Source organism: Brevundimonas sp. FV1ye4L (genome assembly GCF_058681255.1).
Genome location: NZ_CM178734.1, coordinates 2,904,747 through 2,929,217 on the forward strand (window position 1 = coordinate 2,904,747; position 24,471 = coordinate 2,929,217).

The 24,471-nt window shown below is 67.6% G+C and carries 23 protein-coding genes and 1 pseudogene; 19 read left to right on the forward strand and 5 right to left on the reverse strand.

The window, feature by feature from the left end; translation table 11 throughout:
• Positions 1-66: 66 nt before the first annotated feature.
• Together ACW17X_RS13985 and ACW17X_RS13990 are read left to right on the forward strand one after the other, a co-directional pair.
• Positions 67-720 carry a cytochrome c oxidase assembly protein gene (locus ACW17X_RS13985; RefSeq protein WP_492100475.1) on the forward strand — a complete coding sequence of 218 codons (654 nt, stop codon included), beginning with the start codon at positions 67-69 and terminating at the stop codon, positions 718-720.
• The gene (locus tag ACW17X_RS13990) at positions 717-1,436 is read left to right on the forward strand and encodes a cytochrome b (RefSeq protein WP_492098280.1); all 720 of its coding nucleotides are present in this window, start codon (positions 717-719) and stop codon (positions 1,434-1,436) included. Before ACW17X_RS13985 ends, ACW17X_RS13990 begins: the two co-directional genes overlap by 4 nt.
• A 13-nt stretch (positions 1,437-1,449) precedes the next feature.
• Here ACW17X_RS13990 and ACW17X_RS13995 read toward each other — a convergent pair.
• Positions 1,450-2,151, reverse strand: a pseudogene (locus ACW17X_RS13995) (c-type cytochrome); the annotation flags it as partial.
• 43 nt (positions 2,152-2,194) lie between these two features.
• Here ACW17X_RS13995 and ACW17X_RS14000 point away from each other — a divergent pair.
• The 4 genes from ACW17X_RS14000 to ACW17X_RS14015 are packed head-to-tail and all read left to right on the forward strand — an operon-like array spanning position 2,195 to position 6,357.
• Positions 2,195-2,542 carry a c-type cytochrome gene (locus tag ACW17X_RS14000; protein WP_492098281.1) on the forward strand — a complete coding sequence of 116 codons (348 nt, stop codon included), beginning with the start codon at positions 2,195-2,197 and terminating at the stop codon, positions 2,540-2,542.
• The gene (coxB, locus tag ACW17X_RS14005; RefSeq protein ID WP_492098283.1) at positions 2,532-3,509 is read left to right on the forward strand and encodes a cytochrome c oxidase subunit II; all 978 of its coding nucleotides are present in this window, start codon (positions 2,532-2,534) and stop codon (positions 3,507-3,509) included. The genes ACW17X_RS14000 and coxB overlap by 11 nt, the downstream gene beginning before the upstream one ends.
• Entirely contained in the window at positions 3,506-6,052 is a 2,547-nt protein-coding gene (locus ACW17X_RS14010; protein WP_492098285.1) for a cbb3-type cytochrome c oxidase subunit I, read from the forward strand. Before coxB ends, ACW17X_RS14010 begins: the two co-directional genes overlap by 4 nt.
• Positions 6,049-6,357, forward strand: a complete 309-nt coding sequence (locus ACW17X_RS14015) for a hypothetical protein (RefSeq protein WP_492098286.1) — start codon at positions 6,049-6,051, stop codon at positions 6,355-6,357. Before ACW17X_RS14010 ends, ACW17X_RS14015 begins: the two co-directional genes overlap by 4 nt.
• Before the next feature lie 25 nt (positions 6,358-6,382).
• On the opposite strand, the gene ACW17X_RS14020 is transcribed toward ACW17X_RS14015, so the two are convergent.
• Entirely contained in the window at positions 6,383-7,738 is a 1,356-nt protein-coding gene (locus tag ACW17X_RS14020) for a M23 family metallopeptidase (RefSeq protein ID WP_492098288.1), read from the reverse strand.
• Positions 7,739-8,125: 387 nt separating this feature from the next.
• Here ACW17X_RS14020 and ACW17X_RS14025 point away from each other — a divergent pair, with 387 nt between their 5' ends.
• From ACW17X_RS14025 to ACW17X_RS14035, 3 genes are all read left to right on the forward strand, one after another.
• Entirely contained in the window at positions 8,126-11,284 is a 3,159-nt protein-coding gene (locus ACW17X_RS14025; protein ID WP_492098290.1) for an intermembrane phospholipid transport protein YdbH family protein, read from the forward strand.
• Positions 11,285-11,361: 77 nt separating this feature from the next.
• Entirely contained in the window at positions 11,362-11,550 is a 189-nt protein-coding gene (locus ACW17X_RS14030) for a YnbE family lipoprotein (RefSeq protein WP_267515377.1), read from the forward strand.
• Positions 11,551-11,582: 32 nt separating this feature from the next.
• Positions 11,583-11,942, forward strand: a complete 360-nt coding sequence (locus tag ACW17X_RS14035; protein ID WP_492098292.1) for a DUF1318 domain-containing protein — start codon at positions 11,583-11,585, stop codon at positions 11,940-11,942.
• Positions 11,943-12,146: 204 nt separating this feature from the next.
• Here ACW17X_RS14035 and ACW17X_RS14040 read toward each other — a convergent pair whose 3' ends face one another.
• The gene (locus tag ACW17X_RS14040) at positions 12,147-13,271 is read right to left on the reverse strand and encodes a DNA cytosine methyltransferase (protein WP_492098293.1); all 1,125 of its coding nucleotides are present in this window, start codon (positions 13,269-13,271) and stop codon (positions 12,147-12,149) included.
• An 81-nt stretch (positions 13,272-13,352) separates the two neighbouring features.
• Here ACW17X_RS14040 and ACW17X_RS14045 point away from each other — a divergent pair, with 81 nt between their 5' ends.
• A complete protein-coding gene (locus ACW17X_RS14045) occupies positions 13,353-13,814 on the forward strand; it encodes a COG3650 family protein (RefSeq protein WP_492098295.1) in 462 nt (153 codons plus the stop codon).
• A 15-nt stretch (positions 13,815-13,829) separates the two neighbouring features.
• Here the strand turns inward: ACW17X_RS14045 and ACW17X_RS14050 are convergent, their stop codons facing one another.
• Positions 13,830-14,606 (reverse strand): LytTR family DNA-binding domain-containing protein, encoded by a 777-nt coding sequence (locus ACW17X_RS14050; protein ID WP_492098297.1) that lies wholly within the window; start codon positions 14,604-14,606, stop codon positions 13,830-13,832.
• A gap of 158 nt (positions 14,607-14,764) precedes the next feature.
• On the opposite strand from ACW17X_RS14050, the gene ACW17X_RS14055 reads away from it, so the two are divergent.
• Positions 14,765-15,298, forward strand: coding sequence for a DUF2306 domain-containing protein (locus ACW17X_RS14055; protein WP_492098298.1), 534 nt, complete (start codon positions 14,765-14,767; stop codon positions 15,296-15,298).
• Here the strand turns inward: ACW17X_RS14055 and ACW17X_RS14060 are convergent.
• The gene (locus ACW17X_RS14060; RefSeq protein ID WP_492098300.1) at positions 15,295-16,062 is read right to left on the reverse strand and encodes a TetR/AcrR family transcriptional regulator; all 768 of its coding nucleotides are present in this window, start codon (positions 16,060-16,062) and stop codon (positions 15,295-15,297) included. The genes ACW17X_RS14055 and ACW17X_RS14060 overlap by 4 nt on opposite strands.
• A gap of 189 nt (positions 16,063-16,251) precedes the next feature.
• On the opposite strand from ACW17X_RS14060, the gene ACW17X_RS14065 reads away from it, so the two are divergent.
• The 8 genes from ACW17X_RS14065 to sucD all read left to right on the forward strand — a co-directional run bounded on the left by ACW17X_RS14065 (position 16,252) and on the right by sucD (position 24,398).
• Positions 16,252-18,498, forward strand: coding sequence for a TonB-dependent receptor (locus ACW17X_RS14065; RefSeq protein WP_492098302.1), 2,247 nt, complete (start codon positions 16,252-16,254; stop codon positions 18,496-18,498).
• Positions 18,499-18,618: 120 nt separating this feature from the next.
• Complete coding sequence (locus tag ACW17X_RS14070; RefSeq protein ID WP_492098304.1) at positions 18,619-20,139, forward strand: spinster family MFS transporter; 1,521 nt, start codon at positions 18,619-18,621, stop codon at positions 20,137-20,139.
• Between the two features lie 85 nt (positions 20,140-20,224).
• On the forward strand, positions 20,225-21,415 hold the full coding sequence (gene sucC / locus ACW17X_RS14075) for an ADP-forming succinate--CoA ligase subunit beta (protein ID WP_492098306.1): 1,191 nt from the start codon (positions 20,225-20,227) through the stop codon (positions 21,413-21,415).
• Positions 21,415-21,915, forward strand: coding sequence for a hypothetical protein (locus tag ACW17X_RS14080; RefSeq protein ID WP_492098308.1), 501 nt, complete (start codon positions 21,415-21,417; stop codon positions 21,913-21,915). Before sucC ends, ACW17X_RS14080 begins: the two co-directional genes overlap by 1 nt.
• A gap of 370 nt (positions 21,916-22,285) precedes the next feature.
• The gene (locus ACW17X_RS14085) at positions 22,286-22,762 is read left to right on the forward strand and encodes a hypothetical protein (protein ID WP_492098310.1); all 477 of its coding nucleotides are present in this window, start codon (positions 22,286-22,288) and stop codon (positions 22,760-22,762) included.
• Positions 22,763-22,810: 48 nt separating this feature from the next.
• Positions 22,811-23,068 (forward strand): DUF6364 family protein, encoded by a 258-nt coding sequence (locus ACW17X_RS14090; protein ID WP_492042221.1) that lies wholly within the window; start codon positions 22,811-22,813, stop codon positions 23,066-23,068.
• On the forward strand, positions 23,052-23,477 hold the full coding sequence (locus tag ACW17X_RS14095) for a PIN domain-containing protein (protein WP_492098312.1): 426 nt from the start codon (positions 23,052-23,054) through the stop codon (positions 23,475-23,477). The genes ACW17X_RS14090 and ACW17X_RS14095 overlap by 17 nt, the downstream gene beginning before the upstream one ends.
• Positions 23,478-23,495: 18 nt before the next feature.
• Complete coding sequence (gene sucD, locus ACW17X_RS14100) at positions 23,496-24,398, forward strand: succinate--CoA ligase subunit alpha (RefSeq protein WP_492088917.1); 903 nt, start codon at positions 23,496-23,498, stop codon at positions 24,396-24,398.
• Positions 24,399-24,471 lie beyond the last annotated feature (73 nt).

The following is a 24,471-nucleotide window of genomic DNA, read 5'->3' on the forward strand; positions in this document are numbered from 1 at the left end:
AACCCGGCGCCGCCATGGACGCCCTATTGCGGGTCCGCGCCCGAGTTTGGCGAGTGGCGTTGGAACCTGGATCCCATCCTGCTCCTGGTTCTGGCGGGGGCGACAGCCCTGATCGCCTTACGGTTGGACGGACGTCGGCGCCTGTTCGGGCTGGCGGGAATGGCCGTGCTGGCGGTCAGCTTCGTGTCGCCTCTGTGCGCGCTCAGCTCGGCTCTCTTTTCAGCCAGGACCGTACACCACGTGCTGTTGGTGGGTGTGGCCGCGCCGCTGCTGGCCTCGGCCCTGCCTGAACGGCGCCATGGCTCCCTTCTTCTGGCCACGGCGGTTCAGGCTCTGGTCTTCTGGGTCTGGCATGCGCCGGACGCCTATGCCGCCGCCTTGTCAAACGACGTTGTCTACTGGCTCATGCAGATCAGCCTGCTGGTCAGCGCGGTCTGGTTCTGGACGGCTGCGCGGGCGGCGTCGGCCCCCGCAGCGGTCGTCGCCCTGCTGGCCGCCATGCTGGCCATGGGGTTGCTCGGCGCCATCCTGACCTTCGCCGGTCAGGCGGTCTATGCGCCCCACGCCTATACGACCCTGGCCTGGGGGTTCACGCCGCTGGAGGACCAGCAGGCGGCCGGCCTGATCATGTGGGCGCCCGCAGCGGCCCTGTATCTGTTCGCGGCCCTCTGGCGTCTGGGCGCGCTTCTGGGGTCTGACGTCGAGGCCCGGGCGGCGTGATCGAACGGCTATTCACCCAACTGCTGGAATGGGCGGCCGGGCACCACGACCAGGGTCGATACTCGCCCGTTGGCATCCTGTTCCACTGGGTCATGGCGGTGCTGGTGATCTTTCAGCTGGGTTGGGGCTGGTGGATGGGCCGTCAGCCCGTCGGCGGCGCCATGGTCGCGGCCTATGACCTGCATTTCGCGGTCGGAGTCCTGATGCTGATCCTAGTTATGGGGCGGCTGTCATGGCGTCTGCTCGCGCCCGATCTGATCAATGATGCGGACAAGCCGGGATGGGAAAGCATGGCGGCCCATGTCACCCACTATGTCTTCTACACCTGTCTGTTCGGCCTGCCGCTGTCGGGTTGGGCCATGATCTCGGCGACGGATCGGACACGGCAACTGGAGACGCTCGGCTTCATCAAATGGCCGCTTCTGCCGACGCAGGATCTATCGAACAGCCAGCTATGGGCGATCGAGGCCGCCGCGGAGTGGATGCACTGGGGGCTGGTCCTGACCCTGCTGCTGATGATCCCGATTCACGCCGGCGCGGCGCTCAAGCACCATCTGATCGATCGGGACGACGTGTTTCACGCGATGCTGCCGGTCGTGCCGCTGCGTCAACGGAAGCGGACCCGCTGGCAGCGGCGCTGGCGGGCGCTGGAGAAGCGGGTTGCCTCGACAGCCAAAGGGCTATGGCGCGGGCTTCTGGGTCCGAAAGCGATTTGACGGCTGCGGCCATGACCCCGCGCGGGTCATTGCGCCGCTCGCCTGATTTCCAGCGTTCGATCTGCTCCAGCGTATAGGCGAGGGGCTGGCCCGCGATCTGGGGATTGCCGCCCTGTCCCGATCCCTGGCCTTCTGCGCCGTGGCACGAGGCGCAGGCCACGATCCCGCGCGAGGCGTCGCCGTTGAGGTAGATCGCGGGCGCCGGGCTCGCCAACGTCTGTGCCGGCGACGCGGGCATGGCGGCATAGTAGGCTACGACGTCGCGCCGACCCTTTTCGTCCAGGGCCTTGGCGATACGGGTCATGGTGTCGTCGGGGCGAAGGCCCGAGGCGTAGTTCTCCATCTGTTTTTGCAGATGGCCGACGTCCAACCCCGCCAGGCGGGGCGCGGCCACGCCGTCGCCCCCGCCATCCAGGCCGTGACAGGTAAAACAGGCGTTGGCCGCGCCGCCGGCGCCGCCGCTCATGGCGATGATCTCGCCGCTCGCGGTGAAGGCGCGGTCGGTCTCGCCCGGCGTGGAGTCGCAGGCGGTCAGGCAGACCAGAACAAGCAGGGCGGAAACGGATGCGCGCACGCACATCGAACACCCGCTTATGGCGGAGGTTCCGAAGTCCGACTTTGCGAGGCCACGTGTCGCAGGGGGGAACCTTCGCATTCGGCGTGGATTGGTCTGGCGAAGCTTTGGGGAGCGGATGGTTTCTCGGACGACAGCCATAGCGAAGATGAGGGAAAGGGCCTCTGGCCTGCTTGCGGCGGCAGTGTCGGCTCTGGCCCTGAGCGCCTGTGTCGATAAGGCTGATCTGCCTCGGCCGGTGGCTCAGGCGGATGCGTCGGAAGGGCTTGCCGTCATCCGCGAGGTCGGTTGCGCCGCCTGCCATAAAGTTCCCGGCGTCGCCTGGCCTGAGGGCCGGTCGGGCGGGAGTCTCGCCGGCTTTGGCGCCCGGCCCCTGATTGCGGGCAGATTGCCCAATCAGTCCGACGTCCTGATGCAATGGCTGATCGACGCGCCCTCGCTAGACCCCGGAACGGCCATGCCGCCCATGCCCCTGACACGAGACCAAGCCCGCGACGTCGCGGCCTATCTGTATACGCTCGATGAAGACTGAACAGACTCCCGGAACCGCCGGCTGGCCCCCGCCCGTGCTCGATCCCGCCGGGCCCTTCGCGGGGCCTGTCCAGACCGTGGCCTGGGTGCTGTTCATCATGGCGGCGGTGGTCATGGTCGTGGTGCTGGTTGCGCTGGGCGTCGCCCTGTTCGGGCCGCGAAAATGGAAGCGGCGCGTCGGGGGCGAACGTCTGATCTGGATCGCCGGTCTGGCCTTTCCGGTGGTCGTGCTGACGGGTCTGTTGATCTACGGCCTGAGCACGACGGCGCGGGTCGCCGATGCGCCCAAGCCGGGCGAGATGCGGGTGCGGGTCACCGGCGAGATGTGGTGGTGGCGCGTCGCCTATCTGGATGACCAGGGACGCGAGATCCTTCAGGACGCCAACGAGGTTCATATCCCCGCCGGTCGCCCCGTGGTGTTCGAGCTGGAGAGCGCGGACGTGATCCACAGCTTCTGGGTCCCCCGCCTGGGCGGTAAGACCGACATGATTCCCGGACGGCGCAACTTCATGCGGCTTCAGGCCGACACCCCCGGAACCTATGGCGGCCAGTGCGCCGAATATTGCGGCGGACCGCACGCCTTGATGGGTTTGGTGGTCGTGGCCCATGCGCCGGAAAACTATGCGGCCTGGGTGAGCAAACAGGCGCGATCGGCCGCCGCCGTGCCGTCGCCCCAGCGCCCGCTCGCCTTGATCGACCAGGGACGCAATGTCTTCGCCACCTCGGGCTGCACCGCCTGTCATACGATCCGTGGCACGGAAGCGAACGGGTTGGCGGGGCCGGACCTGACCCATGTGGGGTCGCGTCAAACCCTGGGCGCGGGGATATTGCCCAATAATCAAGGCACGATGGCAGGTTGGATTTCCGATAGCCAAGCGCTGAAGCCCGGCAATCGCATGCCGTCCTACCCGGTCCTGACGGGCCAGGATCTGCGCGCCGTATCGGCTTATCTGGAAAGCCTCAAATGAGCGCCGACCCGAGGTTCGACCCCGCAGTCTACGCTCGCTTACCCACCAGCGACGAAAGGCCTGAACACGAGCTGGAGCAGCTCGAACAGGTTTGGTGCGGGCCGCGAAAGCCGTGGGAGTGGATCACGGCGATCAACAACAACTACGTCGGCGTCTATTACGTCGGGGCGGCCATGCTGTTCTTCGTGCTGGCGGGGGTGCTGGCCCTGCTGATGCGGACCCAGCTGGCCCTGCCGATGACGGGCTTCCTGGCGCAGGAGACCTACAACCAGATCTTCACCATGCACGGCACGGTGATGATGTTCCTGTTCGCGGTGCCGGCGGTCGAGGCGCTGGGCGTCCTGTTGTTGCCGCAGATGCTGGGGGCGCGTGACCTGCCGTTTCCGCGGCTCAGCGCCTATGCCTTCTGGGCCTATCTGATCGGGGGGCTGTGCTTCTTCGCCTCGCTGTTCTTCGGGCTGGCCCCGAACGGCGGCTGGTTCATGTATCCGCCTCTGACCTCGACCACCTATTCGCCGGGGATCAACGCCGACTTCTGGCTGCTGGGCATCGGCTTCATCGAGATTTCGGCCATCGCCGGGGCCATCGAGATCATCGTCGGGGTTCTGAAGACCCGGGCGCCGGGCATGACCCTGGACAAGCTGCCGATCTTCGCCTGGGCCATGCTGATCTTCGCCTGCATGATCATCATCGCCTTCCCGTCGATCATCCTGTCGACCCTGCTGCTGGAGTTGGAACGCGCGCTTGGCTGGCCCTTCTTCGATGCGGCCAAGGGCGGCGATCCCATGCTGTGGCAGCACCTGTTCTGGTTCTTCGGCCATCCCGAGGTCTACATCATCTTCCTGCCGGCGGCGGGGGCGATGTCGACCATTATTCCCGCCGTCGCCCAGACGCGGCTTGTGGGCCACCGACTGGTGGTGCTGGCCATGCTGGCGACCGGCTTCATCAGTTTCGGCGTCTGGTCGCACCACATGTTCACAACGGGCATGCCGCAGATCTCGATCAACTATTTCAGCGCGGCCTCAATGGCGGTCAGCGTGCCGGCGGGCGTTCAGGTCTTCGCCTGGATCGCCACCCTGGCGGCGGGCAAGATGCGGTTCAACACCCCCGGTCTGTTCGCGGTCGGGGGGCTGGTCATCTTCGTCATGGGCGGGCTGACAGGCGTCATGGTCGCCATGGTGCCGTTCGACTGGCAGGCCCACGACAGCTATTTCATCGTCGCCCACCTGCATTACGTCCTGATCGGCGGCATGGTCTTCCCCCTGTTCGCCGCCATCTACTACTGGACCCCCATGTCCAGCCGCCGGCCGCTGAGCGAGCGGTGGGGCAAGTGGATCTTCTGGCTGATGTTCATCGGTCACAACGTGACCTTCCTGCCCATGCACCTGACCGGGCTGATGGGCATGCCGCGCCGGGTCTACACCTATCTGCCGGACCGGGGCTGGGAGCTGCCGAACATGATTTCGACGGTCGGCTCCTTCCTGTTCGGATTGGCCGTGCTGCTGTGGGCTGTCGACATGCTTCGCAACTTCCGTCCGTTCGGGAAGAAGGACGCGGGCAATGTCTTCAATGGCCCGGGGTTGGAGTGGCTGCCGTCCGGCCGTTATTCGCTGCGGTCCATTCCTGTGATCAAGAGCCTGTATCCGGTGTGGGATCAGCCCGATCTGGCGCGCGATGTTGAGGCTGGCCGCTATTTCCTGCCGGGGGCGCCGCGCGGCGAACGCGAGACCATCGTCACCAGTCCGATCACTGCAGAGCCCCAGTATCTGCAAACCCTGCCCCGGCCCTCAAGCTGGCACGTATGGGGCGCCGTCTTCACCGCCGGCTTCTTCCTGATCCTGACCATTCAGGCCTATACCGCCTCCGTCATCAGCGGCCTTCTGGCGATCTATTGCATCCTAAAATGGTGCTGGAGACTGGATCGCCCCAGTGGGCCGGCGACGGTGGATGTCGGCGCCGGCGTGCGGTTGCCGACCTATGTCTCCGGCCCCAGCAGTCACGGCTGGTGGGCGATGGTCATCACCCTGATCGTCGGGGGCATGGTCGCGACCATGGCTTGTTTCTCCTACATCTTCCTGTGGAGCCGACGACCCGATCTGTGGCAGTCGCCGCCGGATCTGGGTTCGCTGCCCCTGACGCTGATCCTGCTGGCCGCTGCGGGCGTCGGCGGCTGGGCGGCGCAGGCGTCGCTGAAGCTGGACCGACCACGCAGCGCGGCGATCGCCGCCGTCCTGATGCTGGCTGCAAGTCTGGCGGCGGGCGGCGCCTTTGCGGCCGAGGCCTCCGCCTGGTGGAACTCAGGCCTGGGTCCCGACGCCTCCAGCCAGGGCGCGACCGTCTACGCCCTGCTGGCCTGGCAGGGGCTGTTCGTGGGCATCAGCCTGCTGATGGGACCGTTCGCCCTGCTGCGTTGGCTGTTCGGGCTCGCGTCGCCCCGTCATCCTGCGACGTTTGAGCTGATTGCCCTGTTCCTGGCCTTCACGGCCGCTCAGGGGGCGGCGACGACCCTGTTGGTGCGTCTGTTCCCGGGCGTAGCGACATGAGGTTCTGGGCGCTGGCGACGGGCGGGCTTCTGGTCTGGGCCGCGCATTTTCTCGGCCTGTATCTTCTGGCCAGCGTCGCGGATGTCGCGAGGGATGACGCGGGGGCCTGGCGTGGCGCGGGGCTGGCCTTCAGCCTGGCCTGTCTGGCGGTCGCGGCCGGTCTGGGCCTGAACGCCCTTATCCGGTCGCGCGCACGATCAGACGACGCCACGCAGGGCTTCGGCCTCGCGCTTCAGGCTGGAGCGGCGGCGATCGGGGCCGTAGGCGTCATTTTCCAGACGATGGTGCTGCTGGCGCCGGCGTAAACCGGCGAAAGGCCGCCTGTCTGAGTCAACCTTGGGCGGCGCGGAGACCCGTTGCCGAGGCTTGCTGCAGGGCCGGACGCTTCTGGCCGCCCGAGGCGATGACGCGGTCGATCCGGGCCTTTTCGGCGCGGAAAGCGGCCAGGTCGGCGCCGGACAGTTCGGTGCCTTCCTGGGTGCGGACGCCGGCGGGATTGATCCGCTGGCCGTTGCGCCACAGCTCATAGTGCAGGTGCGGACCGGTCGAGGCGCCGGTCGAGCCGACATAGGCGACGACCTGGCCCTGGCTGACGCGCTGGCCGGCGCGGATGCCCGAGCCGTAGCGCGACAGGTGGCCGTAGCCGCTCTCGAGGCCGTTGTTGTGGCGGATGCGCAGCCAGTTGCCGTAACCGCCCCAGCGGCGCGCCTCGACCACCACGCCGTCGGCGGGAGCGACGACGGGCGTGCCGGTGCCGGCCGCGAAGTCGATGCCCTGGTGCATTTTCTTATAGCCGGAGATCGGGTGGGTGCGGAAGCCGAAGCCCGACGAGACGCGGCGGAAATTCTGCAGCGGAGTGCGCATCATGGCCGAGCGCAGGTTTTTGCCCGAGGCGTCGAAGAACTGGGCTTCCTTGGCGCCGGCCGGCTTGAATCGATAGAAGGTGACGCCGCGCAGTTCGGCGTACATCAGGTCGCCCACGCCGACGGTGCGACCGGCCTCGGTCACATCGCGGTCGAAGACCATGGTGAACTCGTCCGACGCGCGGATATCGCGTTGCATATCGAACTTGGTCGCGAACAGGCGGCTGGCCGAACGGACGATGGAGGCGGTGGCGCCCAGTTCGCGGGCGCTGGCGGACAGGGACCGCTCGACTTCGCCCTTCAGGACGACGGTCTCGTGGGTGACCTTTTCCTCGAGCGAACGCAGGCGCAGGGCGCCGTCGAAGCTGCGTGACACGGTCAGTTGGCTGGCGGGGCCGGTGCGCATGGTCAGGCCGATGAGGCGGGCGTCGCCGCGGCCGTCGCGCGGCTTGGCGATGGCGGTCTCGAAGCGCAGGCCGGCGCGGAGGTCGGCGAGATCGAAGGCGTTGGCGACGGTGGCGGCGACGGCGCTGGCTTCTTCCGGCGCGACGCCGGTGCGGCGCACGGCCTGCTCGAAGGTTTCGCCGCGACGGATCTGGACGGGGACGGCTTCCGGGGCGGTCATGCCGGCCGGAGCATTGGCGGCCGCAAAGGCCTGGGCTTCCATGGCGGCCATCTGGGCCGACGACAGGACGGGAACCTCTTCCGCCTGAGCGGGTTGGTAGACTCTTCCGGCGAGCAGGGCCACCGAAATGGCGGCTGCGGCCGTGACGACATGCGGTGCGAGACGCATCGGTTGGCGGCGTGGGTCGAACTGAGCCATCGGTCCCGTCGTGTTGCGACGCCAGCGGCGCCAAACGTCTTAGCCAAAGATCGCGCCGAACAGACCCCGAAGCGCGAAGTCATCGGCTATACCCTGCCTGTCTCACTTTGGGAAGACAGACCGTTACAAACCGTTAAGAACCGGGGGCATACGGAAAAAAGTCTCGCAGACTCATGCGATTGATCCGCAGCCTCGCCCTCTTATCGCCCCGCTTGGCTGCAACCAAGCGGTACTCGGGCGCGTTCAGCCACGCTTGAGGCTTGTATTCGCATCGAGGGGGGCGATGGTGGTCCGGCGATCAGTTTTCAATCGAAACGGCGTTTCCGTTTGACCGAAAATCCCGAGAGTCCAACTGAGCGGCCCCGTCGTGTTCGGCGAAAGGGGGGCGTGCTGCGGCGCATTAGCCAGGCCTTGTTGGCCGCGCTCTTGATCGCGGCCCTGTTGGCGGCGGCCCTCTATCTGAACCGCCGCGCGGCGGCGCGCGAAGTTCTGGTCGGCTGGCTGGAGCGGCAGGGTATCCAGAGCGAGGTCGAGGTCGAGCGGATCGAGCTGGACGGCTTCGTCGGGCGCATCCGCATCGGCGATCCAAGCAACCCGGATGTGACGGTCGAGCGGGTCGAGGTCGATTACGCCGTGGCCCTGCCGTGGTCGAAGACCGGCCTGGGGGTGACGCCCAGCCGAATCCGGCTGGTGCGGCCGGTGATGCGGGCCAGCTGGAAGAAGGGAAAACTGTCGCTGGGGTCGCTGGACCCTCTGGTCGAGCAGTTCACCGGCGGGCCGCCGAGGCCGGATTCGCGTGGGCCCCTGGTCATTGTCGAGGGCGGACGTGGACGGCTCGATACAGAATATGGGCCGATCCAGATCCTGGCCGATGCGCGGGTGGACGACGGCAAGCTGATGCGACTGAACGCGCGGATGCCGGCCGCAGCGCTGAAGAGCGGAGCGATCGAGGCCCAGAGGCTGGGCGCGACGGTCGATCTGACCACGACCGGCGACCGGATCGCGCTGCGGATCGAGGCCGGCGCGGAGCGGTTCAAGGGCGGCGGAATCAACGGCGAGGCCGCGCGGCTGAGCCTGAGGGGCGACCTGCCCTATCCCGATATGAAGACGCGGCGCGGCGATGGCCGAGCGGTGATCGACGCCCGCCTGGTCGGCGGCGTGCTGGGCTTGGGCGAGACCCAGGCGCGCGACGCCGAGGCGGCGGTTCGGTTCGACGGCGCGACGGCGGGTTGGATCGAGGCCTTCCGGCTGGAGGGCGCGACCGATCTGGGCGTGAAGGCGGCGGCGATCGAGGGGCCGGGGCTGAAGGTCGGTCGGGTCGAGGGGGCGACGACGGGCGGGCGGCTGACGGTGGCGCGCGATGAGGCTGTGCGCTGGAGCCTGGAGACGCCGCTTAAGCTGACGGCGGGGTCCGGCGAGGCTGGTCAGGCGCGGACGCAGGGGCTGTCCATCCAGTCGGGCGGGCTGTCGATGGGCGGTCGCGATGCGAGCTTTGAGGCCACGGGGCCGGTGCAGGCGAGCTTCGACCGGATCGGTTTCGGCGATCTGGAGCTGAAACAGGCGCGGGGCGATCTGAGCCTGGATGTCGTCAAGGACGATGCGGTGCGGATCGCGGCGGAGGGCTCGCTGCGGTCGACGGGCGGGGTCTGGCCCCTGTTCGGGCCGGTCGGCTCGGACGATATCGCGGAGCTGGCCGAGATGAAGAGGGCGCTGGGGGATTTCGCCCTCAACGCGCCCTCGGTGCGGTTCGCGACGGGGTCGGCGGGAACCCGCGTGAGCCTGGCGCGGCCCGTGACCCTGACCCCGGCTAACGGCGGAGTGCTGACCGTCGCCGAAGCCGGGGAGGGCGCCTATCAGGCCGAGCCGGGACGGCTGGGCGGCGGGGCGCTGAACCTGACGGCGACGCGGGGGCGGGGCCTGCCCGAGATGGCCGTGGCCGTGTCCAAGTGGCGACTGACGGAGACCGGGTTCGAGGCCCTGCTGGACGGGCGGGCGCGGCTGGACTTCGACCTGGCGCGCGGGATCGACGCCCGGACGCGCGGCCTGCTGGCCATGGCCGACGGGCGGCTGACCTATGTCACCCCCGACTGTGTCGACCTGACGGTCGAGCGGCTGGAGCTGGACGAGAACGACGTCCATCAGGTGGCCGGGAAACTGTGTCCCGATGCCGGGCCGCTGCTAAGTTCCAAGGACGGGGTCTGGCGCGTGGCCGGCGGATTCGAGGGCGTGTCGGCCCAGGCGCCCTTCCTGGGCATGCGGTTCGAACAGGCCTCGGGTCGGGTGGTGGTGGACGGGACCAAGGCCGGGGTCGGGCTGACGGCGACGGTGGCCGAAGCCCAGGTGGTCGACGCGATCACGCCCAAACGGTTCGAGACCCTGGCGGCCTCGGGCCAGGCGACCCTGGCCAATGAACGCTGGAGCGGCGGGTTCGACCTGAAGGGGACCGGCAAGGCGGCGGCGACCACCCTGGGGCGGCTGACCCTGGCCCATGACGGCCGGACCGGGGCGGGGGGCATCCATATCGCGGCGCCGGAGGTGAACTTTGTCGAGAGCGGGCTGCAGCCATCGATGCTGAGCCCGATGGTCGAGGCCTTCGTCCAGTCGCCGGTGACGGGGTCCGTGGGCTTCGACGGCCGGTTCGACTGGACCAAGGACGGCGAGCCGACCTCAAGCGGCCTGCTGAGCGTGCCGGGGCTGGACTTCGTCAGCCCGGCTGGGCCGGTGAAGGGCGCGCGGGGGGAGATCCAGTTCACCAGCCTGAGCCCCGCCGTGATCACGGCGCCGAACCAGCGGCTGACGATCGACAGCCTGGATGTCGGCGCGAACGCGACGGCTCTGGACCTGACCTTCGCCATCGACGGGGCCGGGATCAGCATCGCCGGGGGATCGGTCCAGGCCGGGGGCGGGACCGTGTCGGTCGAGCCCTTCGTCGTGCCGCTGGACCCGACCCAGGCTTATAGCGGGGTGGTGGTTCTGGACCGGGTTCAACTGGGCGATCTGGTGGCCGACAGCGGGTTCGCCGACAAGGTCCTGCTGGACGCCCTGGTCTCGGGTCGTCTGCCCTTCATCATGGACCCGAAAGAGGGATTGAAGATCACGGCCGGGACCCTGGGCGCGGTCCAGCCGGGGCGGTTGTCGATCCAGCGCGAGGTGCTGACTGACGTGAACGCCGGCGGCGGGGGCGCCGAGGTGCCGCCGAACATGGTCGAGGACCTAGCCTATCAGGCGATGGAGAACCTGGCCTTCGACCAGCTGAGCGCCGATGTGAACAGCCTGGACGGGGGGCGGGTCTCGGTCCTGTTCCATATCCGTGGCCGGCACGAGCCGCCGCAGCGGCAGGAGCTGCGCCTGACCCTGGCCGAGCTGATCAGCCGGGAGTTCCTGAACCGGGAGCTGCCGCTGCCTTCGGGCACCCAGATCGACCTGACGCTGGACACCACCCTGAACGCCAACCAGCTGTTTTCCGACATCATGGCGGTCAACCGCGCCCGCCAGGGCCGCCAGGACGACAATCCGCCGGCGCCCGCCGCATCGCCCACGCCCTAAGCCAAACCATTCAGCGACGGTTCACCCGCACCCGTGCTAATGGACCCATCCAAACTGACCGACCCGGAGTTCTCGCCATGATCAACAAGCGCCAGTTGGCCGGACTCGGCCTCGGAGCGGTCGTCGTCGCGGTCTCGGCCTGCGCCCCGACCATCCGTCTGGAGGTTGCGCCGATCCAGATCTACGCCAAATTGGACGCTGACGTCCGCGTCCGGCTGGATCAGGAGCTGCAGCAACTGCTCCAGCAGAACCCGAACCTCTTCTGATCGCCTCGCTTCTTTTGAAAGGACAGGCCGATATGAGCCTTCGTAAATTCTTCGCCATCGGCGCCCTGGCTGTGGCCGTGTCGTTCGGCGGCGCCGCCCTGGCGCAAACCAGCGCCCAGAAGGCTCTGGTCGACCAGGCCAAGGCCGCCGGCACGGTCGGCGAACAGGCCGACGGCTATGTCGGCTTCCGCGTCAGCACTTCCGACGCCGCCCTGCGCGCCGCCGTGGACGCCATGAACGCCGGCCGCCGCGCCGCCTACGCCCGCAGCGCGGCCGAGGCCGGCACCAGCGCCGATGTCGCCGGCGCCCGGATGTTCGAAAGCCAGCTGCTGCCGCGCATCCAGTCGGGCCAGTGGTACCGCAACGCCCAGGGCCAGTGGGTCCAGCGTTAAGCTGAGGGCTGCATGCTTGGCGGTTTGGCGCTCTGAAAACAGGGTGACAAACCGCCAAAGCGCCATCCCGATGCATTCTTTTGTCAAAGACCGAAGGCCATCCTAGCCCCGATTTGAGGGGTGCGAGGTCTGGCGCGCGTTTTTGATGTCAGGTGGCTGAAATCGCCTGGGTTTCTTTCCGGAATTAGGCGCGCTGGCGCGAGATCAGGCTGCCGCGCGATGCGCCGTCAGGGTGGGCAGAAGCAGGCCCTCGGTCAGGGCGCGCACGACCGGAACCGCCACGGCGTCGCCCATCAGTTTCAAGGCCGCGCTCTCGCTGGCCGGCAGGCGATAGTCGTCGGGCACGCCCATCAGACGCGCCGCCTCGCGCCCGGTCAGGCGCCGGACGCGGGCCCGGCCGCCGTCGCAGACCACGACATATTGGCGCGACGACCCGCCCGCCGGGGTGCGCAGACAGCCCGCGAGGCCGTCGAAGCGGATTTCCAGCCGCTGAATCTTGACGCCCTTTTCGGTGCGCACGCGGCGATAGGCGGCGCCGACCGTGCGGCGGCCCGAGGCGACGGCGGCCTCGATCCGGGCGCGGTGCAGGGGGGCGGCCAGGGCCAGGACGGCGTCGCCGTCGTCCAGCCATTCAACGGCCGTATCGGGCTCCAGCAGGGCGGAGAGATCGAGGTTGCGCCGGGGCGGGACCGGCAGACTCCACCAGGCCCAGGCGTCGCGCACCGCCTGGGGCAGGCGGGCGTGGGCGGCGATGAGGCGGGGAGAGTGGAAGGGGGCTGCCGGAGCGGGGGTCTCGGCCGCTCCGTCGAGGGCGGCATCCCGCATGGCCACGACGAACAGGCGCGGGCGCGACTGGGGCAGCCAGTGGGCCGCATCCATCTCCAGCGCCCCGACCCGGTAGCCGGCCTGGACCACGGCGGCGCAGACGGCGGCGAAGTCCCGCCCTTCACCTGACGTCAGAAGCCCGATGACGTTTTCCAGCACGATGACGCGCGGCGCTCGATCCTGATCCCCCAGCCCCTGGATCAATCGCCAGAAGCCCCAGAAGGCGCCGGACCGTCCGGCCTCGAGCCCGCCGCGCGCGCCGGCCAGGCTGACGTCCTGGCAGGGGGACGAGGCCCAGGCCAGGTCCGGGGCGCCGGGCAGGTCGGCCGGGGTCAGGGACCAGACGTCGCCGAGATGGAAGCGGATGTCGGGATGATTGGCGACGAAGGCCCGGGCCTTGGCGGGGTCCATGTCGTTGGCGAAGACGGTGTCGAGGCCGGACAGGCCTAGGCCGGCGAGACCGCCGCCGGCGAAGAACTCGAATGCGGTCGGGCGAATCGACATTCGTACACCTTAGCCCAGGCCGCGCCCTTGACCGAGGCCGCCTGCGTTCACACCTGCACGGCGAACGAGGGGAGCCCGTCAATGCGTCCGATCCGATCCGTCCTTCTGGCTGCGCCGATGCTGGGCGTCCTCGTCGGCCTGGCCGGCTGCTACGATCGCAATGAGAAGAAACCGGAATCGGCGCCGCCGCCCGAGGCGGCCGCGACCCTGGCGGGCGTTGACCTGGGCCGGCCGGTCCGGGCGCTGGGGACCGAGCCGTTCTGGAGCGTCGAGATCACGCCGGACGCCATTGTCTATACCCGTATGGACCAGCCGACGCAGCGGGCGCCCAATCGCGGGGCGACGGTGCAGGGGACGATGGCGACCTACGCCACCTCCACCGACCTGAAGGCGGCGCTGAACGTGGTGCTGATCGCCACAGAATGTTCGGACGGGATGAGCGACCGCACCTATCCGCTGACCGCGCGGATCGAGATCGGCGACGACACCCTGAGCGGGTGCGCCGCATCGGCCGCCGCGCTCAAGACCGCGCCGGCACCCTGAGGCTGAGCCGGGTCTTCACCACCAGTCGGCTTCGCGCAGGGTGCGGGCGTAGCGGCGGCTGACGGGGACGCTGAGACCGCCCTCCAGGGTCAGGGTGGCGCGGCCGTCGCCGCGGTCGACGCCGCGCACGGCCGAGCGGGCGACCCACCAGCTGCGGTGGGTGCGGGCGCCCTCCAGCCCCTCCAGCTCCTCGACCGCGTCGGACAGGCGCATCAGGATCAGGTCCGAGCCTCGGTCGGTGTGCAGGCGCAGATAATGATCCTCGGCCTGGACGGCGTGCAGGGTCGCGCCTCTGAGCTTCAGCGGCAGCCTATCCAGGAAACGGACCGGAGGCGGCGACGCCGTCGAGGACGAGGGGGCTGGCGCGGCATGGGTCTGGACCGGCTGGGCCCGGCCCAGGAAGACATTGACCGTGGTGACCGCCAGGGTGACGACCAGGACCGGGCCGAACAACTGGGGGAGGGCCGCCAGCGGATAGAGTTTCTGGGCGAAGAACAGGCCGGTCGTCGCCCAGACGATGACGCTGAGGGGGCCGGTGATCACGGCGGTCATGACGGCGACGGTCATCCAGGGCCGGTCGTCCACATCGACGAACCGGGTCACGATCCGGCTGCACAGATGGCCCCACAGCCCGCCCAGGATCATCACCAGAACCCAGTAGGCCAGACGCTGGACATAGGGGGCGTTGGCGCTGCCGAAGGCGCCGGTGGTCGCCAGGAAGACCCCGACCAGGCTGGCGACGACCAGCCCGCGCAGGAAGGTTCGGCGACTGTCGGCGGCGGGAGACGTCATGGCGGCTTTCTGGAAACGAGGCCTGTCTGAAAATCATGATTTCCACCGCGGCGGAAGGGTGTCCATTCGCGAAGCCGAGGTGGTCGTTGGCGCAGAACCGGAGGCGCGACTGCGAGCCGGGCTTCAGAAGCGGCGAGACAGATCGCCGGAGTCTCACCTTGTTTCTTCACGCTCGCCTCGCCCGTTTCGCCCCGTCCATCGTCGCCCTGGTCCTGCTGGGCGCCCCCATCGTCGCCTATCTGGCGGCGGACGGGGGGCGGATCGCCTTGCTGGGGTTCAATCTGCGGGCGCCGGACTTCAGCCTGCTGGCGGCGGCGCCGAGCGCGATCCAGATCCATGTGGCGGCGGCCTTGACTGCCCTGGTCATCGGGATCGTGCTGCTGGCCGGGATCAAGGGGACGCGGCTGCACCGGGCGCTGGGCTGGACCTGGGTGCTGGCCATGGGGACGACGGCGGTCAGCTCCTTCTTCATCCACGCGATCAATCCGGGTGGGCCGGCGGGTCTGTCGCTGATCCATCTGCTCAGCGGCTGGACGATGGTGGGGCTACCCATGGCGGTCTATGCCGCGCGGCGGCATCGGGTGCAGACGCACCGGCGGGCGATGACGGGCATGTTCGTGGGCGGGCTGGTCGTCGCCGGTCTGTTCACCTTCCTGCCCGGCCGGCTGATGTGGGCGATCTTCTTCAGCTAGCGGGGCGACAGGCCGACGACGGCGCGAAAGCCGGCGGCGGCGAACCGGACCATATAGTCGCCGGCCGTCTCCAGATCGCCGGAGCGGGCCAGGCCGCCAGACAGCCGGTCCAGACGGCCGGTCTCGCCCAGGGTCAGGGTCAGGGCGCCCGACAGATTGTGATAGCCCCAGTACAGATCCACCTCGCTGGCATCCGGTAGGACCACGGCGATCAGTTCGATCAGCCGGCGAATGGACGGGTCGAAATAGCGGGCCATGGTCTCGCCCCCGAAGGTGGGGTTGGCGTTGGTCTGGGCCACCAGGGCGGCATAGTGTTTCCAACCTGGCCCGCCCTTCAGCGACCATTCGAACGGGGGACGCAGGAAGGCCTCGAGCAGGCCTTCCAGGGTCATGTCGGCCCCGGCGGCCTCGGCGTAGCGGTCGATGGCGGCGACGCGGTCGTCGTTCCAGACCTGGGCCCGGCGCAGGAAGACGGCGTCGAACAGGTCGCGCTTGGCCCCGAAATAGTAATGCACAAGTGCGGTATCCACGCCCGCCTCGCGCGCCACCTCGCGGATGGTGACGCCGTAGAAGCCGTGTTTGGAGAACAGGTCCTCGGCCGCGTCCAGGATCAGGTCGCGGGTCTCGCCGGCCGCCTTGGCCTGGGCCTTGGGCGGGCGGCCGCGCCGGGCCGGAACCTGGCCGGGAAGAGCGCCGGCGGCCGCCTTGCGGCGCGCGGCGGCGATGGGGCGAACGGCGGCGGGCGAGGCGTCGAGCTTGCTCATGATCCGCAGGCTAGGCGGGCGGTGGCACCGGTGCAACGGCGCCACGCCCGGGATCGAACCGGCGGCGCTGTGACGCGGGGGAAGGGGAGGGTTTGACAGACAGCGGAAACCGGGTCAGGTTCAGGAAAATCATTGAACGCTGAATAAAAGCGTCAACGGGCTGGAAACGACAACCGAAGGGGTAGGATCATGAGACATCATGTGAAGTGTGCGCTGCTGGCCGGCGCGGCGTGGGGCGTGCTGGCGGGGGCTTCGACGGCCCAGGACGCCGAGGCGGCGGCCCAGGCGGCCAATGCGGACCAGGCCTATGCGGTCGATGACATCGTCGTCACCGCGCGGCGGCGTGACGAGAGCTTGCAGGACGTGCCGGTCGCGGTCACGGCCGTGAGCGGCGAGCAGCTGGAAGCCCGAGGCGCGCAGGACATCACCGAACTGGCGCGTTCGACCCCCAGCCTGACGCTGAATGCGGCGCGCGGTTCGAACTCGACGCTGATTTCCTTCATTCGGGGCGTGGGGCAGCAGGATCCGCTGTGGGGCTTCGACCCCGGCGTCGGCCTCTACATCGACGACGTCTATGTGGCGCGGCCCCAGGCCGCCGTGCTGGACATCTTCGACGTGGAGCGGATCGAGGTTCTGCGCGGGCCGCAGGGCACGCTGTACGGCCGCAACACCATCGGCGGCGCCATCAAATACATCACCCGCCGCATCGACGCCGACGAACCCGAGGGCCGTATCCGGGCCTCGTACGGCAGCTATAATCAGCGCGACGTGGTCGCCAGCGCCCAGCTGCCGTTCAGCGACGAGTTCAAGGTCTCGGCGGCCCTTGCCCGTTATCTGCGCGACGGCTACGGCGAGAATCTGAACACCGGCAACGAACACTATAACAAGGACGTCACCGCCTTCCGCGCCAGCGCGGAATGGACGCCGTCAGACCGGCTGTTCTTCCGTCTGGCAGGCGACATCGTCAACGACGACTCCAACGCCCGCCACGGCCATCGCCAGGTCGCGCCGTCGCCGTCGGATCCGTACGACACCAACGCCGGAGCCGGCGACAAGAACAAGGTTCAGACCCGCGGCCTGTCGTTCACGGGCGAGTGGGAAATGAACGACCTGCTGACGTTCAAGTCGATCACAGCCTATCGTGATGGATACACGCGCGGCAACATCGACTTCGACAACCTGCCGGCGCCGATTCTCGATATTCCGGCCGCCTATGACGACGATCAGTTCAGCCAGGAACTGCAGGTGCTGATCAATGCTGGGCGTCTGAACGGCGTCGCCGGCGTCTTCTACATGGACGCCAATGCGTCGGGCGCCTTCGATACTGTCGTTGGCCTGGCCAATCTGACCACCCTGACGTCCGGCTCGGTGGCCACCAAGAGCTATGCTGCGTTCGCCGACTTTAGTTACGATGTGACCGACGCCCTGTCGGTCTCGGTCGGCGGGCGTTTCACCAAGGACGAGAAGGAAGGCACGGTCTTCCGCCAGCGATATCTGGGCATCCGCAGCCCCTATTTCGGCAATACGACCGCCACCCCGTTCCTGGGCGAGGCGCCGCGCACCAACTACACGCGCACCCGCGAGTTCGAGAAATTCACGCCGCGCATTTCGGTCAACTACAAGTTCGGTTCCGACCTGACGGCCTATGCCTCATGGGGCGAGGGGTTCAAGTCGGGCGGCTTCGACATGCGCGGCGATGCGGTCCTCTATCCCGCCACCGTCAACGGCTATGACCCCGAGACGGTCGAGACCTACGAACTCGGCTTGAAGGGCTCGTTGCTGAATCGCCGCCTGACCTTCGCCACGGCGATCTTCGACTCCAGCTACGAAGATCAGCAGATCACGACCCAATATCCGGCCGGCGCAACCATCGCCTCGGTGGTGGACAATGTCGGCGCCTCGTCGATCCGGGGCTGGGAGTTCGAGGGCCGCTTCCGCCCGACCTCCGCCCTGACGATCCAGGCGTCGCTCAGCTATATCGACGCCCAGTTCGACCAGTTCCTGGCCTATATCCCGACCGGTCCGCTGAACTCGACCTGCCCCACGGCGGTCGGCTGCTTCGTCGATGTGTCTTCGCAGCGCAACTTCCAGAACACCCCGGAATGGACCGGTTCGATCGGCGCGAGCTACAGCTGGTTCATGGAGAACGGGTCGTCGATCGCCTTCAGTCCGTCGGTCGCCTATCGCGGCGACTACCAGCAGTTCGAGACCCCGGCGCCCCTGCTCGATCAAGGCGCCTACTGGATGTATGACGCGAGCCTGGTCTGGACCTCGTCCGACGACCGGCTGACCTTCGGCATTCACGGCAAGAACCTGGGCGACGAACGCTACAAGGTCGGCGGCTACACCTTCCCCGGCGCGCTGACGGGCGACTCCATCATCGCCTTCTATGGCCCGCCGCGCACGGTCACGGCCACCCTGGGCCTGAAGTTCTGAAGGGCCTGATTGACGCCTGACAGAGGGCGGCGGTCCCAGGGCCGCCGCCCTTTGCTTTGCAGAAATGGGACTTGGGGCTAGGCTCGCCCCAACAAGAAGAACACGCCGAGGGAAACGCCGATGACGACCGACACGCTGACGGACGGGCAGGCGCCCGCGCCGCACCGACCGGGCTACCGCTTCTATGTGCTGGCGGTGCTGATCCTGATCTACATGCTGAACTTCCTGGACCGGCAGATCATCGGCATCCTGGCCGCGCCGCTGAAGGAAGAGTTCGGCATGTCCGACAGCCAGTTCGGCCTGTTGGGCGGCATCGCCTTCGCCTCGGTCTATTCGACCCTAGCCATTCCCCTGGCCTGGCTGGCCGACCGGTTCAGCCGGGTGTGGATCATGACCGGGGCCCTGGCGGTCTGGTCGGGCTTCACCGCCCTGTGCGGCATGGCCGGGTCGTTCGGCCAGCTGTTCCTGTGCCGGATGGGGGTGGGCGTCGGCGAGGCGGGCGGGGTGGCGCCGGCCTATTCGCTGATCGCCGACTATTTCCCGCCGCATCAGCGGGCGCGGGCCCTGGCGGCCTTCGCCTTCGGGATACCGCTGGGCATGGCGGCGGGCACCCTGGTCGGGGGGCTGCTGGCGGCGACCTACGGCTGGCGCACGGCCTTTATCGTCGTCGGTCTGCTGGGGGTGCTGGTCGCGCCCCTGCTGCGGCTGACGGTCAAGGATCCCAAGCGCGGCGGGACCGATGCGGTCAAGACCGAGGCCCAAGTCGCGGCCCTGGCGGCGGCGCCGGTCGGCACCGACCGGGCCGGCAAGATCGCGGCCCAGGTCATGCTGGGCCTGGGCGCCGGGCTGCTGATCCTGGCGGCGGCGAACTGGCTGTTGGGCGTGTCCCTGGGCAGTCCGCTGGTCCTGGCCTTCGCTGGCCTGCTGGCGGGCGTGATCGGGGTGTCGCTGATGGTGGCGCGACGCACCGCCTCGGTGGTGATCAAGAAGCCCAGCTTCTGGCTGCTGGGCCTGGGCGCGGCCTCGTCTTCGGTGTGCGGCTATGGCGTCGCCGGCTGGCTGCCGCTGTTCTTCATGCGCAGTTTCGACCTGACCCTGCGTCAGACCAGCTGGTATTATTCGGGCATCGCCCTGATCGGCGGCATTCTCGGCATCTGGCTGGGCGGGATGATAGCCGACAAGCTGTCGAAAAAGGGCAAGGGCGCCTATCCCCTGACCCCGGCCATTGCCTTCCTGATCTCGGCGCCCTGTTTCATCCTGGCGATGAACTCGCCCTGGCTGATCGGCCTGGTCCTGCCGGGCGGGGGCAGCAATACCCAGCAACTGGTGCTGGCCTTCCTGATCTTCCTGTTGCCCACCGGCCTGAACCTGGCGTGGCTGGGGCCGATCACGGCGGCGGTCCAGCATCTGGTGCCGGCGGCCATGCGGTCCACGGCCTCGGCCCTGTTCCTGCTGCTGAACAATCTGCTCGGGATCGCGGTCGGCTTCTACTATTTCGGCTGGATGAGCGACCTGCTGGCGCCCCGCTTCGGAGAGGAGAGCCTGAGGTGGGCCATCTACACCGGCATGGGCTTCTATGTGCTGGCGGCGATCCTGCTGATCGGGGCCTCGCGGACGTTGAAGCGGGACTGGGTCGACTAAAGGGAGGCTGTGGACGGTTGCACCTGCGAACGGACGGGGCCTATAAGCCCCGCAACTCTCCCAGCAGCGGTTGCGACGGTCCCTCATGAACATCCACGAATATCAGGCCAAGCAGGTCCTCAAAGGTTTCGGCGCCCCGGTCGCCGAAGGCGTCGCGGTGACGTCCGTCGATCAGGTCGAGGCGGCCGCCAAATCCCTGCCCGGCCCCCTCTATGTCGTGAAATCGCAGATCCACGCCGGCGGCCGCGGCAAGGGCAAGTTCAAGGAACTGCCGGCCGACGCCAAGGGCGGCGTGCGCCTGGCCTTCTCGGTCGAAGAGGCCGTCGCCCACGCCAAGGAAATGCTGGGCAACACCCTGGTCACCGCCCAGACGGGCGACGCCGGCAAACAGGTCAACCGCCTCTATATCGAGGACGGCGCCGACATCGATCGTGAACTGTACTGCTCGCTGCTGGTCGACCGCGCCTATGGCCGCATCGCCTTCGTCGTCTCGACCGAAGGCGGCATGGACATCGAAACCGTCGCCCACGACACGCCCGAAAAGATCCAGAATATCGTCATCGACCCCGCCACCGGCGTGACCGACGCCGACGTCGCCGCCATCAGCGCCGCCTACGGCCTGACGGGCGCCGCCGCCGAAGACGCAAAGTCCCTGTTCCCCGCCCTGTACAAGGCCTTCGTCGAGAAGGACATGGACATGCTGGAGGTGAACCCGCTGATCGTCATGAAGGACGGCCATCTGCGCGTGCTGGACGCCAAGGTCAGCTTCGACGGCAACGCCCTGTTCCGTCACGACGACATCAAGGCCCTGCGCGACGAAACCGAGGAAGACGCCAAGGAAATCGAAGCCTCCAAGTGGGACCTCGCCTATGTCTCGCTGGACGGCAACATCGGTTGCATGGTCAACGGCGCCGGCCTGGCCATGGCGACGATGGACATCATCAAGCTGTACGGCAAGGAGCCGGCCAACTTCTGCGACGTCGGCGGCGGCGCCGGTAAGGAAAAGGTCGCTGCGGCCTTCAAGATCATCACCGCCGACCCGAACGTCCAGGGCATCCTGGTCAACATCTTCGGCGGCATCATGAAGTGCGACGTCATCGCCGAGGGCGTCGTCGCCGCGGTGAAGGAAGTCGGTCTGAAGGTGCCGCTGGTCGTGCGTCTGGAAGGCACCAACGCCGAACTGGGCAAGAAAATCCTGAACGAGTCCGGCCTGACCATCCAGGCCGCCGACGATCTGGACGACGCAGCCCAGAAGATCGTGGCTGCGGTCGGCTGATGATTTCGGGCGTCGCTCTGGTCGCTCTCGGTCTATTGGCCGGAGAGGCTGGCGGCGACGCCAGAATTCAGGCGTTTGGCGAGGCCTGCCTTGCCACTACGCCTGTGTCTCGAGACGGTCTGGCGGCTTTGGCGCGTCGCAAGGGCTGGCCGCAGGGTCAGGCCGCCACTCCCGACGAGATGGAATGGCGCGACTATTACCGCGCCGGTGAAGCGATCATTCATCTCGATCAACATCGAGTCTCCGAGCTTAATCCGGGGGAGCGCATCTGCGTCGTGCTCATTGGCCCTGCACCTTCTGACTGGGTGGACCAGGTGTCACGCCTTCAGTCTAACGGACAGCGCGTCGGCGGTCCGGGAAGTTACGATACACAGAAGTACGTCCTGCCTCCTGATCTCGAACTCGTGGTTTGGGACCTGCCGGACGGCAGCCGCATCCATGCGCTGAAGACGCCTGACGACAAGCTGGAGCTTTCCGTCAACTATCCCGTAGGCAAGTGAGCTACGCCACGGATTGTGTGCTCCACATAGCGAGACTCGCAACCTCACCATCGCCGTCGACGGCGACCTGCTCGACAAGGTGCGAGTGCTGGCGGTCATGAAGCGGATCAGCGTCAACGAGATAGCCTGCGGTTTCCAGGCTCGTGGTTTCGCCCCCGGGCGTCGCTGGGCTCACCCTCCGGCCCCAGCATTCCCCCTGACCCGTTCAGGGGGGTGGTTGACACCGGTGCAACCCTGATGAACCCTGTTTTCTATGGGCGCTCATCGGGTTGTTCGGGCCTTAGCGGCTTCGTTGATATTTCTATGTGCGCCCCCTGCGCTTTCCGCGCAGTCTGTGGCGGCGCCTGAACCCACCGACATTATCGCGACCTTGAACACCATCTGCGTCGCTTCGCAGGGCGACCGCGCTCAAGCGGCGATTCTGGCGGCGGAGGCCGGCTTTTCGCCTGTGCCGGAAAGCATGACGCCGCGACTTCGCAACGCCACGGAACTCGCAGGCTTCATGCGCACCAACGCCACCGACATGAGCATCGTCATGACGGGCCGGATGACGCGGCGCGTCGGGCGCGAGACGATTGTGCTGGATTTCTGCGGGGTCGCCGTCCGCCCCACCGATCATCGCGCCCTGGCCCAACGGCTGAGCGGCCTCATGAAGTTCGATTCCATCAACACGGTCGGCCTTGACGCCTATGCTTGGCTGCAGACCCCCGAGGGCCGGGCGCCGGCGCGAAGCCTTTCTGACGCCCAGTTCGTGGCGATGGCTCGAACGGGGCAAATGCGGCTTCTCGGGCTGGATCGGACGGGCCCAGGATCCACGCTGATCTATATGTTGCCGAGGCTCGACTAACCCGGGCCCACGGGCTATGTGTTACACATAACCCGTGTAGAGCGCCGCGTGACCCGCAACCTGACCCTCGCCATCGACGACGACCTGCTCGACAAGGTGCGGGTGCTGGCGGCCATGAAGCGGACCAGCGTCAACGAGATGGTGCGCGGCTTCCTGACCCGGTTGGTCGAGCAGGAGGTCGAACATGACGAAGCGACGCAGGAATTGCTGAAGCTGATCGACGAGTCCGAAGGGGACATGGGCGACTGGCGGTTCAGCCGCGAGGAAACCTACAGCGGAGAGCCTCGCTTTGATCGCTGGGGCTGAAGTCTTCCTCGACACCAATATCCTGATCTATGCGGCCCAAGGGGGGCGGGTTGCGCCGGAAAAGCGTGACATCGCGCGACGCATCATCCTTCAGGGCCGGTACGGAACGTCCGGGCAGGTGCTGGCCGAGTTTTACAATGTAGCGACCCGCAAGGGCGCGCGCCCTCTCACGCCGGAAACGGCTCGGCGCTGGGTTCGTACGCTGGCGAAGAAGCCTTGCCAGTCCATCGATCCCGCCGTCGTCCTCGCCGCCGTCGATCTGTCCCAGCGCCATCAGATATCCTACTGGGACGGCGCCATCATCGCCGCCGCCGAACGGCTCGGGGCGAAAGTCCTCTACTCCGAAGATCTCAATCACGGTCAGACCTACGGGTCGGTCCGGGTCGAAAATCCTTTCCTTTCCGCCTAACCCCAGAAACGAGACCTCATGTCCATCCTCGTCAACAAAGACACCAAGATCATCGTCCAGGGCCTGACCGGCAAGACCGGCGGCTTCCACACCGAACAGGCCCTGGCCTATCACGGCACCCAGATGGTCGCCGGCGTGCACCCGACCAAGGGCGGCACCAACTGGACGGGTTCGCACGGCGAAACCCTGCCGATCTACGCCTCGGTCGCCGAAGCCAAGGACGCCACGGGCGCTGACGCCTCGGTGATCTATGTCCCGCCGTCGGGCGCGGCCGCCGCCATCATCGAAGCCATCGACGCCGAGATCCCCTTCATCACCTGCATCACCGAGGGCATCCCGGTGATGGACATGGTCAACGTCAAGCGCCGCCTGGAAGGCTCCAAGTCGCGCCTCTTGGGCCCGAACTGCCCCGGCATCCTGACGCCGGACGAGTGCAAGATCGGCATCATGCCGGGCAATATCTTCAAGAAGGGCTCGGTCGGCATCGTGTCGCGTTCGGGCACCCTGACCTATGAAGCCGTGTTCCAGACCTCGAACGAAGGCCTGGGCCAGACCACGGCCGTCGGCATCGGCGGCGACCCGGTCAAGGGCACCGAGTTCATTGACGTGCTGGAGCTGTTCCTGGCCGATCCGGAAACCACCTCGATCATCATGATCGGTGAAATCGGCGGCGGCGCCGAAGAAGACGCCGCCCAGTTCCTGATCGACGAAGCCAAGAAGGGCCGCTCCAAGCCGATGGCCGGCTTCATCGCGGGTCGTACGGCGCCCAAGGGCCGCACCATGGGCCACGCCGGCGCCGTCGTCTCGGGCGGCAAGGGCGATGCGGAATCCAAGATCGCGGCGATGGAAGCCGCCGGCATCCGCATGTCGGAATCGCCGGCCCGCCTGGGCAAGACCCTGGTGGAAGTGCTGAAGGGCTGATCGCACGAACCTCTCCCTCCCCCTGCGGGGGAGGGGGAACGAAAAATGCCGGTTGCGGCAGGATTGGACGCCC